At 48.9% G+C, this 12,547-nt stretch carries 12 protein-coding genes and 1 pseudogene; 5 read left to right on the forward strand and 8 right to left on the reverse strand.

The features are described from left to right. Nucleotides 1-15: 15 nt before the first annotated feature. Nucleotides 16-501 (forward strand): cold shock domain-containing protein, encoded by a 486-nt coding sequence (locus MUU51_RS02435; protein ID WP_159775688.1) that lies wholly within the window; start codon nt 16-18, stop codon nt 499-501. Nucleotides 502-560: 59 nt separating this feature from the next. Here MUU51_RS02435 and nhaC read toward each other — a convergent pair whose 3' ends face one another. After that, nucleotides 561-2,000, reverse strand: a complete 1,440-nt coding sequence (gene nhaC / locus MUU51_RS02440) for a Na+/H+ antiporter NhaC (RefSeq protein ID WP_159775686.1) — start codon at nt 1,998-2,000, stop codon at nt 561-563. A gap of 10 nt (nt 2,001-2,010) precedes the next feature. Then, on the reverse strand, nt 2,011-3,222 hold the full coding sequence (locus MUU51_RS02445) for a trans-sulfuration enzyme family protein (RefSeq protein WP_258967015.1): 1,212 nt from the start codon (nt 3,220-3,222) through the stop codon (nt 2,011-2,013). 354 nt (nt 3,223-3,576) lie between these two features. On the opposite strand from MUU51_RS02445, the gene MUU51_RS02450 reads away from it, so the two are divergent. Beyond that, the gene (locus MUU51_RS02450; protein WP_159775682.1) at nt 3,577-3,807 is read left to right on the forward strand and encodes a helix-turn-helix domain-containing protein; all 231 of its coding nucleotides are present in this window, start codon (nt 3,577-3,579) and stop codon (nt 3,805-3,807) included. Between the two features lie 71 nt (nt 3,808-3,878). Here the strand turns inward: MUU51_RS02450 and MUU51_RS02455 are convergent, their stop codons facing one another. Then, entirely contained in the window at nt 3,879-5,438 is a 1,560-nt protein-coding gene (locus MUU51_RS02455; RefSeq protein WP_159775680.1) for an MFS transporter, read from the reverse strand. A 399-nt stretch (nt 5,439-5,837) separates the two neighbouring features. Between MUU51_RS02455 and MUU51_RS02460 the strand changes: the two genes are divergently transcribed. Continuing rightward, nucleotides 5,838-7,019: an oligogalacturonate lyase family protein gene (locus MUU51_RS02460; protein ID WP_159775678.1), complete on the forward strand. Its 1,182-nt coding sequence runs from the start codon at nt 5,838-5,840 to the stop codon at nt 7,017-7,019. Nucleotides 7,020-7,153: 134 nt separating this feature from the next. On the opposite strand, the pseudogene MUU51_RS02465 reads toward MUU51_RS02460, so the two are convergent. The 5 genes and pseudogenes from MUU51_RS02465 to MUU51_RS02485 form a co-directional block, all read right to left on the reverse strand. Continuing rightward, nucleotides 7,154-7,768: pseudogene (locus MUU51_RS02465) on the reverse strand (DeoR/GlpR family DNA-binding transcription regulator); the annotation flags it as partial. Between the two features lie 243 nt (nt 7,769-8,011). Next, complete coding sequence (locus tag MUU51_RS02470) at nt 8,012-8,332, reverse strand: TA system toxin CbtA family protein (RefSeq protein ID WP_125369982.1); 321 nt, start codon at nt 8,330-8,332, stop codon at nt 8,012-8,014. Between the two features lie 35 nt (nt 8,333-8,367). Then, nucleotides 8,368-8,691 carry a type IV toxin-antitoxin system YeeU family antitoxin gene (locus tag MUU51_RS02475; RefSeq protein ID WP_258967016.1) on the reverse strand — a complete coding sequence of 108 codons (324 nt, stop codon included), beginning with the start codon at nt 8,689-8,691 and terminating at the stop codon, nt 8,368-8,370. Nucleotides 8,692-8,723: 32 nt separating this feature from the next. Then, nucleotides 8,724-9,194, reverse strand: a complete 471-nt coding sequence (gene radC, locus MUU51_RS02480) for a RadC family protein (protein WP_050291512.1) — start codon at nt 9,192-9,194, stop codon at nt 8,724-8,726. Nucleotides 9,195-9,264: 70 nt separating this feature from the next. Beyond that, complete coding sequence (locus MUU51_RS02485) at nt 9,265-10,083, reverse strand: DUF932 domain-containing protein (protein ID WP_050291511.1); 819 nt, start codon at nt 10,081-10,083, stop codon at nt 9,265-9,267. A gap of 406 nt (nt 10,084-10,489) precedes the next feature. On the opposite strand from MUU51_RS02485, the gene MUU51_RS02490 reads away from it, so the two are divergent. Together MUU51_RS02490 and MUU51_RS02495 are read left to right on the forward strand one after the other, a co-directional pair. Further along, complete coding sequence (locus tag MUU51_RS02490) at nt 10,490-11,161, forward strand: inovirus Gp2 family protein (protein WP_258967017.1); 672 nt, start codon at nt 10,490-10,492, stop codon at nt 11,159-11,161. A 318-nt stretch (nt 11,162-11,479) separates the two neighbouring features. After that, a complete protein-coding gene (locus tag MUU51_RS02495; protein WP_258967018.1) occupies nt 11,480-12,454 on the forward strand; it encodes a YfjI family protein in 975 nt (324 codons plus the stop codon). Nucleotides 12,455-12,547: the final 93 nt, after the last annotated feature.

The raw sequence follows: 12,547 nt of genomic DNA on the forward strand, positions 1-12,547 counted from the left end.
ATTTATTAGGTGGTAATGGCGATGCGCGGGACAATCACAACCTGGTTTGAAGACAAAGGTTTCGGTTTTATCAAAGATGAAAACGGCGAGAACCGCTATTTTCATGTGATTAAGGTCTCGAACCCTGAGCTGATTAAGAAAGACGCCACGGTGACGTTCGAGCCAACCACCAACAATAAAGGCCCCTCGGCGTTCGCCGTGAAGGTCGATCCTGAGAGCAAATACATTTATATCGCGGGCGAGCGTATCAAGCTCACGGCGATTAAATCGTTCCTCTCCTTCAACGAAGAAGTGCCTGCTGAAGTCGGGATTGATAAAGAGAACGCGGTGCTGTCGGTTGGCGCACTGATGCACAACATTCGCCCGAAAGCGGCGCCAAAACCAGGCGAAATGCGCACCCTGAAAAAGCTGGTTATCACCACTTTCCAGGGAACGACGCACATCTTCTCGGAAGATGAGATTGATATCGACGCCACGATGAAGATGTTGCAGTCGAAATAAACGAACAGGGCAAGATGCACCTTGCCCTTTCCGTTCTATTCCTCGTTTCCTCGTTGACGCTACTGTACAACCGCCGTTTCAAATCGGGTGCCGAAGTGAGTCCAGCGCGGGAGGATGGCATACACAATTGCCATTAGCAGACAGGCCAGGTTAAACAGGACAAATGGCGCATAATCCAGCGTCGCCACGCCAAGCGTTTTCGCCATAAACATCCCGGAAATTGTCCACGGGAACAACCCTTCCAGCAGCGTCGCGCCTGATTCCATCGCCCTCGACATATTGACCATATGGAGTTTTTTCTCCTTGTAACACGGGTCATACATGCTTTTGACGATAAAGAAGCTGATCACTGCATTGCCGGTACAGGCCACCAGAAGCGAGCTGGTAAACATCGTTGCCAGAATGGTTCTGGTGATGGTGTTGAGCTTTTTCACCAGGCTGCGCAGGATAACCGCCAGCGCGCCGGAGACGTCGAGCGCCGAGGCGAAGATAAACGCGCACAGCATCACCACTATCGGGCTCACCATCGAATACATGCCCCCGCGATTCAGTAGCACGTTGATATTTTTCGCCGTGGACTCGTCCATCGACAGCGCCTGTAATTCCGGTAGCATGCTCGATTTAAAGCCGTTAATCGCGGCGCTGATGATATCGGCCATTGCGATATTCTGAAACAGAACCGCCAGCAAAATCCCCGACAGCGCAGACGCCACCAGAACCAGCACCGAATCCCATTTTTTGAGCGCGCCAACAAATACCAGGAGCGCCGGGGAAAGCAGCAGCGGGTTGAGCCAAAACAGCGAAGACAGAGACGATTTCATGACCTCAATGGTGGCCAACTGGCTGCTGTTACCCCCATCGAGATGGTTGCCGAGCAGATAAAAGCCGATGCATGCGCAGCCAAAAGCGGGAAGCGCGGTGTAGAGCATATTGCGGATGCTCTGGTATAAATCCGCTCCGGCGGCGATGGCCGCCATATTGGTGGTATCCGACAGCGGCGAGAGTTTGTCGCCAAAATATGCCCCCGAAATCACTGCGCCAGCGGTGATTGGCAGCGAAACGTCCATCGCCGAGGCCACTGCCATCAGCGCCACGCCAATGGTGCCCGCCGTTCCCCACGAGGTGCCGGTAAACGTCGAAATACACACGGTGACGAGGAACGCGGTGAGGTACAAATACGCCGGGTTAATGATCGCCAGGCCGTAAAACACCATCTGCGGAATGGTGCCGGAGACCATCCAGCAGCCAATCAGCATCCCGATGGAGAGCAGCAGCAAAATCGCGGGCACCGCATCTTTAATTTTGCCGACCAGCACCGCCATCACTTCACTCCAGTGGCCGCCATACATCCCGGCATAGAGGCTGGTGACGATGGTGATGCAGATTAAGGTGAACTCGACCGGGTAATTCAGCAGGCCAATGCCGATGGCAAAAATAATAAAAATGACCGCCAGCAAACAGACGGCGGACATAAATGAAGGCTGTTTCTGCGCATTCATGTGTTGTTCCTTACCGTGCAGAGAGTGCTGCAAATGCAGTATCCAAATCGGCAATCAACATCGCCGGGCTTTCCTGACCGATGGACAGGCGAATCAGCCCGGGCGCAATGTTGTCTGCCGCCAGCGCTGGTTCGTTATAGCCCCGGTTAGGAGAGATGATTAAGCTTTCGTATCCACCCCAGCTACAGCCGACTTTAAAGAGCTGGCAACTGTCGATAAAGGTTTTCACCGTGGCAAAGCCACCGTCGCGAATTTCAAACGAGAATAGCCCCGAGAAACCAAACATCTGCTTACGGATAATCGCCCGTTGTGCCGCATCGGCCAGAGAGGGATGACGAATATTTTCCACTTCCGGACGGGTTTTCAGGTATTCGATCACCTGCACGACATTCTCCTGATGGCGCTGCATTCGCACCGGCAACGTGCGCAGCCCACGCAGCAGCAGCCAGGCAGCAAACGGCGACAGTACCGCGCCCAGTAGCTGGTGCGAGAAATCGCGGATCGCAATCATGCGTTCATGCGACGTCACTACCGCTCCGGCGATAAGATCGCTGTGACCGCCAAGGTATTTGGTGCAGGAATGAATGACGATATCAAAGCCTAACGTCAGCGGCTTTTGAAACAGCGGAGTCGCCCAGGTGTTATCAATTGCAGTGGTAATATTATGCGCCGACGCCAGCCGGGCGATGGCGGCCAGGTCCACGACGTTCATGGTCATCGTGCCAGGAGATTCAACGTATATCATGCGGGTGGTGGCGTGGATGGCGTTGGCGATCGACTCCAGATTACCATCCAGTACCACGCTATAGTGGATGCCAAACTTCTTAGCCATCAGTTTGATCAGCGCCATCGTTGGGCCGTAAATGTTATTCACCAGAATGATGTGGTCATTGCTGCTCAGGTTCGCCATTAATACCGCACTGATGGCCCCCATGCCGGAAGCAAAACAGCGGCAGGCTTCGCCGCGCTCCAGACGGGCCAGCTTCTCCTCCACCATCTGAACTGTCGGGTTTAGCCCGCGGGAATAGATGAAGCGTTCCGCCTCATGCTGCATGTCATCGCAGTAGGCCTGGTAATTTTTCTGCACAAACAGACTGGTCTGGATGATGGGAGGACTGACCGCGCCAAAATAGTTTTCATGCTGCTCTTCATGCCCGGAACAGATGATGTTATCGGCGTCGCTAAATGCGTTGTTTTCCAAAAACAGGTTGCTGATATCCATGCTACATATCCTTTTCAACGTTCTGATGAACTGTGTGAGTGACTCTGTAAACAAGGCGGTACGGCTATTACGTGAACGTGTTATGTGGACTATAAGTCACATTTAAGTATGCTAGCACGTGAATAATGTGGCTCATAGTCAACAGTTTTTGCACTGTTGGAATGTGAGAAAAAAAGGCCGTTTTTGCGGCGCAGAAAAGAAGAAATGGGCTTAAAAAAGCGGAAAAATAAGGCGTTGCGGGAGGGGAATCGGTCATTTGTTTATATGAGGAAGTGCAGGGGAAGCAGAAGGCTAATGAATGGATGTGACTTATAGTCCGTGGGCTGAAAGACTACAATGCGTCATGTTGTCAGCATGAAAACTACATCTGGCATCAGGTCGCTTTTTGGCGCAAACCTTAAAAGGCTTAGGTTACAGTCTGGTCTCTCTCAGGAAGCATTTGCCGACAAATGCGGGCTGGATCGAACCTATGTGAGTGGTATTGAGCGAGGAGTCCGGAATCCTACTATTGAAGTGGTGGGTGTTCTGGCTAAAGGATTGGGAGTGGCTATCAATGCGTTATTTGATTTTGACAGCCCACCCTGAATCTTTTTCCATTTAGCAGTACGGCATTGCCGTTAAGGCTGGCCGGTTTCCCGGCCAGTGAGGGTAAGCGGTCAGGCGTTTCGGGATGGGCTCAGCGGCGGTTCCGCCTCCACATGGGCTGGCTCGGCGAAAATTTTGCGGCACACTTTGCTGTTGCCCCAACACTGTTCATAGGGATAGCCAATCAATTCTTCCATCACCGTACGAACCGCCGGTTCAACCTGACTTATCTCTCCACCCGCTTTCACTCTGGCGACCTCGCCGAGGACAACCAGATGGGTTTTACGGTTCAGTTTCATTTGCATACTGAACACAATCGCCATCAGCGCCAGGGCTATAACCCCCACACAGAATACCAGCGCAATGGCAGTGACCGCGCTTTCTGGCTGGGTATGGGATTTAGACTGGAAGCCATAGAAGCTGAGAATGGCGCCCATTACAAAGACGATAACGGAGCGCATCAGCTTGCCGGAGAAGGTCATCGCCCCGGCGTAGATCCCTTCCCGACGCCGGCCGGTAAACGCTTCGTCAATATCGGCCAGGAATGTGTAGACCGTCCAGGGAATGTAATACACCCCACCAGTACCAATCCCGAAAATCACGGTAATGGTCAGCATTGCGATGGTCGCATACTGATGCGGCAGGTGCAGAAAATAGAGCAGGCTGTAGCAGATAATGGTGAACACCACGATCCCCAGTGCCAGAATATACGGCTTACAGAAGCCATGTTTTACGCAAATAACGATGAAAATAGCGGTTGAGAAGAGTTGCAGCACCGAGTTGAGGCTGCTGAGTCCAGCCACCATCGCCGGGTCGTACTGCAATACAAAGATAATGAAATAGGTAAACACCGAAGCAAATAACCACTCTGCGCCGAAGCCAAACAAATACATGCCTAAATGTTTGCGGAATACCCGTAGATGGAAAGTCGATTTCATATCACGGACAAGCGTCAGCATTGTTTGTCCCAGTGACATTTTCTTCTCATTCGCCGGGGTCGTTTCTTCTGTAGGTCGCTCCCAGGACGAGAAATAGAGTAAGCCAATCGCGACGCATAAAATCACGCCGTAGGTTAAGGCGGTGAAAAAGAAGGGCTGTGCTGATTCTTTTCCGTAAATCAAAATGAACTGACCGGGAATAAATGCCGCGAGAAAGTTTGCCACTTTGCCAAAAATCGCCTTATAACCCGTCAACCGGGAACGGGCTGAGAAGTCGGTGGTCATTTCTGTGGCCAGGGTTTCATATGGCACCATGACCGAGGTGTAAATCAGTTCAAACAGCACATAAGTGGACAAGTAATACCAGAAGCCGAAACCTTCAACCCACAATAGCGGATAGAACATCATCAGCGGGATGCCGAGTAAAATAAAGAAACGGCGACGGCCAAAGCGTTTGCCGAGGCGTGTTTTACCAAAATTATCAGAAAGATAGCCCATCAGCGGATTACTGATGGCATCGATGATGCTGGCAACAGAGAAAATCGCAGATGCCTCTAACAACGACAGGCCGCAGAAGGTGGTATAGAAATAGAGAAGCCAGATCCCGGCGATCGCCAGTGCGCCGCTCCCCAGCAAGTTCCCACCGCCATAAGCCAGTTGGTGCCTGAGTAATATTGGTTTTTCTGCGTTCATGACCGTCCCACCCTCTGGGTTGATAAATTAAACCGTTGTTTTATTTTTTAAGGCATTCGGTTTTATAAGTGTCAAATGAAGGAATAAACGTGAGCATAATCACATTCAGAGCAGCAGTTGGCGATTTTTAGTTCAATTTTGTTACATCTGTAACAGTTTAATCTCCCGAAGCCGGTAACAGCCATGAATGATTAAAAAACAATTAATTGTAATTTGAATAATGACATTATCGTCTGTCACCAAGTAGCGCTCGCTTTGTGATCCCTTCGGCATTTTTGGCAAGGCTTGACGACGATCATTGCCTTTAATGGTAGCTTGTTTTTATATTATTGAAATGTTATTTCAATTAATCGACAGGTCAAATAACAGGCCTGCTTTCTTGCTACTCAGAGGTGAGCTATGGCAAAAGGATCGCAGATTCAGTTTACTTTCCACACCTTTCGGGATGAAGACACCGGCGCTTATGTCACGCGCTTAACGCCTGTCAATGTCCTGTGTCATCGTAACTATTTTTATCAGAAGTGCTTTAGTCGCGATGGGCGAAAACTTCTTTTTGCCGGTGAGTTTGACGGAAATCGCAACTATTACCTGCTCGATTTGCGCACCCAAAAAGCGGTGCAATTGACCGAAGGCAAAGGGGATAATACCTTTGGCGGGTTTCTCTCTCCGGATGATCAGTCTCTCTACTACGTAAAAAATGAGCGTGCCCTGCAGCGTGTCTCCCTTGCCGACTACAGTGAAGAGACGATTTATCAGGTGCCTGAAGAGTGGGTTGGGTATGGGACCTGGGTGGCTAACAGTGAATGTACCAGCCTGGTCGGCATTGAAATCAGCCGTGACGACTGGACGCCCCTGACGGACTGGACAATATTCCAGACCTTTTATCACAGTCAGCCTCACTGTCGTTTGCTGCGTGTGGATTTGCTCAATGGCACCTCCCGGGTGATTCACGAAGACAAGGCCTGGCTTGGGCATCCGATCTATCGCCCGTTTGACGATCAGACGGTCGCGTTTTGTCATGAAGGCCCGCACGATCTGGTTGATGCCCGTATGTGGCTGGTCAATGAAGATGGCAGCCACGTGCGTAAAGTGAAGGAACATGCCACGGGGGAAAGCTGTACTCATGAGTTCTGGGTGCCGGATGGCTCAGCATTAATTTATGTCTCATACCTTAAAGGCCGGCACGAGCGTGAAATCCGCCGCTTCGATCCGCAAACTGGCGAAGATATCCGGTTGATGGCGATGCCGGCTTGCTCGCATTTAATGAGCAATCATGACGGCACGTTGCTGGTGGGCGATGGCTCTGGCACGCCAGTCGATGTAAAAGATACCGCCAGCCATACCATTGAAAACGATCCGTGGTTATATATTTTTAACGCACAAACCCGGCAGTATGCCCCACTGGCCGCGCATAACAGTTCCTGGCGGGTGCTCGATGGCGATCGGCAAGTGACGCACCCTCATCCATCCTTCTCGCCGGATAACCGCCATGTGCTATACACCAGCGACAGCGAAGGGCTCCCGGCGTTGTATCTGGCAGAAATCCCGCAAACGCTACTGAGCTCACTCCGTGAGGGATAATCCGGTGTTTTATCGCTGATGGGGAGCAATTAGGTTCCGGAGGGAGCAATCCTTTTGGAAAGAGGGCGCGGGGATTATTTAATTGCCGCACCTCGCTGATGACAAGAGGGGGATGCAGAAACCACCGGGCAAAATCAACTCACCATTTTCAGTTGGGGTTTGGCTTTTTCCAAAATAGCACGCGTTTCATCACTGAGATGGCTATCGGTAATGATATCGGTGAGGGAATCAAGATGGACAATATTATACAATGACCAGGCGCCGTATTTAGAGCTATCTGCCAGCAGCACGCGCCGACGAGCATTGGCGATTAAATCACGCTTCAGGGCCGCTTTCTCTTCCGTGGGCGACGTGACGCCTTTCTCAAGATCCCAGGCATTACAACTCAGAAAAGCTAAATCAGGCCAGACACTTTGCAGTAGGCGGCGACCGTGTTCACCAATACAGGACTGGCTACTATCGTCGATACGACCGCCAATAATGGTCACTTCTATCTGTTTGAATTCCGCCAGAAAAAGGGCAATGTGAAGGTCATTGGTGATAACACGCAATGGAAGATGAGTAATCTGGCGCGCCAGTTCAATCATTGTGGTACCGGCATCGAGCACAATGGAATCACCCGGCCTAACCAACTCCGCCGCCGACGCCGTAAAAGACTGGCAACAGAGCGTCAGCCATATGCGGTGCCTGACAGGGTGCCTAAAAGGTTCGGATTTAATGAGTTGCTTCAGACTTCGCGGGACAAATCGCACCCACAAAAAAGCCCGCATAACTTTCGCTATGCGGGCTTTCGACTTCATCAAGTGGCTCTGGTAACCATTGATGGAGAATTTTGGTGGGCTGGCGGAGTCTGAATTGGGTTTTTAATCCATTGAATTTACTTTGGTAACTACTAGTTCAACTTTTCGCTGGTGCCTATTTAGGTGCCTAAAAGTTTTTTCACCCTATTTTGATGAGTAAAAGGAAGAGATAGGGAAGGAGACTGACACTATTTAAGTGCTCATTATCCCTGTAGCTCGCCTTGCTCTGAGAATATCGGTAGCGCTGAGGAATGGCGTATGATCCTGCCATGAAAATCCCTTCCGGTCGATGCGTACCAGTTCATAACGTTCCACTAGAAAATTCACCGCATCGGCTAGCGTTATTCCTGCGTCGATATGCTCCTCAATGGCCGTGTTGTCATGGAATGGCGTGTCGTTAAGCGTCAGTCCGTAATGGTGCTCCAGCAGATACGTTAGCAGTTGCTGCCAAATCTGCACGGGAGACAGACGTGACGAAACCGGCACCGTGGCCGGTACAGTTGAAATGTGCATAAATGACTCCTGATAAAAGAAGAAAAGAGAAGGTGTTAATCGGTTGGAAAAACAGTGAGGTAAACGTAGCCGCAGCTGCCACGAGTATCAGCTATGCAGGTTAAACCCGTAAGATGAATGATCACCTGATGTTGCTGCTGTGGATTTAGCTCACCGGAACGCAGCATTGATTCCAGTTGATCTATAAACAGCGGGAAAGTCTGATCCAATTTCTGCAGTTGCTCCGGGGTAAAGCCCCCCGTCAACCCAGCCCTGTCAGCCAGGTAATGCAGACGCTTGCCCTCCTGTACCAGCCTTGCACCAAAGCGGGGGGTAATATCACTTTGCAGTCCCCATTGGGGAGAATCAGATAACGACATAAAAGTTTCCTTTTGTTGATATTTTGCCGGACCTACAACCAACCGCGCTCTGCAAATGACATCACGTCATCCCCTACCACGAGGTGATCAAGCACACGCACTTCGACCAAGGCCAGTGCATTCGCTACCCGCTTTGTGATGTGCCGATCTGCCTGACTGGGCTCCGTTTCGCCGGATGGATGGTTGTGGGCCAGAATGACTGCAGCGGCGTTATGGCGTAGAGCCGCTTTGACCACTTCGCGGGGATGTACCTCCGTATGGCTGAGCGTGCCGGTAAACAGCGTTTCACGCTCCAGCAAACGATGCTGGTTATCGAGATACATGACGATAAAGATTTCCCGCTCAAGACCCACCATCTGCAGCTGCAGCCAGGTTTTAGTGAAGCTGGTTGAGGTAAATGACTCTCCCGGCTGGCGCTGATATTTCTCCAGCAGACGCAGGGCTCGGCGGATGATGCGTTGTTCGTTAACTGGAAAAGCGGGAGATAATGCGATTTCTGACATCACAGTTCCTTGAAACAAAAAGCCTCGCCGGTTTATTGGCAAGGCCTGAGGGAAGGGATAATAAAAAGGTTCATGAGGCAAGCTGCAGCATATTTTCAGCCATCACCCATAGAGCGCGATTAAGCTTTACATCTCCGTCGATACCTTTTACCGCACGGGTTTGAGCACGCTTACCTTTCGTCGTTCGTCCCGATAGCCCGCCTTTCATCAAGTTCTCCTGAATGCGTTGGTAAGTGGTCCACAGGTCATTACTCTCATCCTGCCAACGGCGCGGGGAAAGGATCTGCGATTCTGTCACCGGGTGATGCTCTTCACCAAAGCGATAAGTTAATGCTGCTTTCGCCATCGCCTGCTGTGCTGGTGGCGGTAACAAAAGCGACTGCATGGCATCGCGCTTCTCTTCTACCCGGTCAAAAATCCCGAGCACTTCGTAAGCCCCTTCAATGACTTTCTCCACCACGTTGCCTTTATGCGGCACACGTACCTCACCAAAGCTCTCACCGCAAATCAGCCCGTTCTGGCAGACTGCACGAAATAGCCCCGGCAACATCTGGTATGAGCTGGAGCCGTCATGGCTGTTGAGCAGAATGATTTCCGGTACCTGTTTGCCAGTAATCTGGCATTCGCGACGCAGGCGTAGCATGTGCTTGGTGTGCTCACGCTTGCTCTGGTCGCGCACTCGGGTCTGGCAGGCAAAGAATGGTTGAAAGCCTTCACGCTGCAGATTATCAAGCAGGGTAATGGTCGGGATGTAGGTGTATCGCTCACTACGAGATTCATGTTTTTCTTCGCTGAACACACTCGGAACATAGTGCGCTAGTTCATCTCGGGTTAATGGACGATCACGGCGAACGAGATTGACTGCACCAAAGCGGCTTGCTAATCGCATGGAATAACTCCTTATTAATCACAATAAACCCCTTGTTCATGATGGAGCAAGAGTTGAATGTTTTTGATGATAAAATAACGTTGTATTCGGTTGGGTAATATAGATGTGATTTAAATTCTATCTGAGTTTTTTACTATCCATTATATGTGATAACTCCAGACCAAAATTTAATATGCTGTGGTTTGAATTTGTCAAAAATAATAGCTTTCCTCTTTTATTGTCATTTTTGCGATTTGTGGATAGCTAATGGCGTTTGTCTATGTAGGGATCGTGTAAGAGTCATTGTTAAGTGATAATAGGTTAGTTATAACAGGATTCACTCTAAGTAAATATCATGACGTAGTTACTTTATGTTGGTAATGTAAATTGAAGATTTAGATGATGTAATCAGTGGTGAGAGTAGATTATGTATTGTAATATAACAGACTTGGTTCCGGAAACTATTCAGTATAAATATATCAAATCCCATGGGCCTCTAAATAAATATCAGCTAAAACGGATAGAGCAGACAATTGATAAAGCGCTGGATGAGTACCCCAGGGCACTGGCAGTAAGAGTGGAGCTTCATATGCCAGTACGTAGGCCGCTCTGCGATATGCTCATTGCAGATGATTATGCCAGAACGGATGCCGCTGTAATCTCACGGTTCAATGCTTCACTTAATGCGAAGATAAAGCACTATGAGCTTAAACAGAAAAACGCAGGTAAGCGGGTACGTGAAACTTCATCTCGTATTGTGTGGGCAAGGGAGTTCTGTCCTACAAGCTATAAAAAACACTATCATGTTTTACTTCTGCTCAATCGGGATGCTTTTAATAGTCTTGGTTCATTTGAGAGTGACAATGGAATACTGCTTCGTCTTATCCGTGAAGCATGGATGAGCGCTATTAATTTGATTTATCCTAAAAATAAAGAACTGGTACAGATACCTGACAATCCATGCTATTACATAAGTGCAAAAGACGGTAGGCAAAGTGAAGCTTACAGAGAATTGATATTTCGCTCAAGTTATCTTGCTAAAGAGAAAAGTAAATGTTTTACAGATGGGGAGCGAAACTTTGGTTGTAGTATTAAGTGAAGTGGTAGGTGAGTTATAAGGCTGGTTAACTAAGGGTTTTTAAATAAATCAAAAAATATCAACTATATTGCCGGTGGCTGGCTAATATCAGTCATCACTTTGTAAGAGGCGTCTCAGCTATAAATAAAAGATATTGATAAATAATTATTGGAAGTTGCGAGCTCTAATTATTTATAATTTATACGATGCTTGCGGATTGATCTTTTAAACTAATTCCGTCCGATGCAATCTAATTACACTGAGGTGGCTTCACAGCATAAATTTTAACGTTTAAGTTGCTCTCCTGCTCTTCATTCAAAGGATTCACAGGAGATAAAAATGAACACGAACCAGAGTAATACGAATTTCTCGAAACTTAATTTTCCACCACTTTTCGAGAAGGTAACACAGACCGCACAAGCCATAACGCATGCACCGGCAGAGTTGATCGCAGGAGTACAGTTGTCGGTAATGTCACTCGCCGCTCAGGCTGTGGTTGTGTTTGAACATAGTGATGGAAGAAGAAGTCCTGTGTCTCTTTACAGCATTGTTCTGGCTGAATCAGGGGAGAGGAAAACGGCAGTGTTCAATCTGCTGCAGAAACCGATACAAGACTTTCAGAAAAAAAAGTTGAAGGACTATGAGGAGGAAATGAATATTTATGAAGCGGACTCACAGTCATGGTGCTCCATCAGAAAGACCATACTTCGCCAAATCAGAAAAAAAACAGACATAGGTGAGGACAGCACATTTGAGCAGGAACAATTGAGAGAGCACTTTACCCATCAACCTAAAAAGCCAAAGCGCCCCAAGCTACTCTATAGTGATGCGACACCTGAGGCTATTGTCCAGGGTCTGGTTGAAAGCATAGGTACGTCAGGTTTAATCTCCGATGAGGGAGGTGTGATTTTTAATGGGCGGGCGATGGGTAATACGCCTCTTTTTAATCAACTATGGGATGGTGGAAGTGTTGATGTGGAGCGTAAAGGGCATCGTCTGACCATTGATAGTGCCAGACTTATGGCGCTTATAATCACCCAGAGAAATGAGTTAGTCCTGTTCAGGAAAAAACATGGTGCACGTGTTCAGGGGAATGGTTTTTTTGCCCGTTGTCTGTGGTCCGTAACTACATCAACACAGGGTATAAGAACTCATCAACCTGATGTGCAGGTAGATACCAGCGATCTGGATAAATTTAACAAACGAGTTGCGGAGTTACTTGAACAAACGCTTGCTGGAACAACTCCTTATGTTCTGCATTTTTCTGCTGACGCGGAGAGTGTAGTGGTCAACAAAAACTGGCCACCACTTTAGAGTTTTCCCAGTATCGATTTTCCGATTCGTTGGGGGGTAACCCGCCGTTATATTCATGCGGCCTGAGCGCGCTGTAATACCCAACGATATAAT

The organism is Scandinavium manionii (genome assembly GCF_024764775.1).
In the GTDB taxonomy this organism is placed as follows: domain Bacteria; phylum Pseudomonadota; class Gammaproteobacteria; order Enterobacterales; family Enterobacteriaceae; genus Scandinavium; species Scandinavium manionii.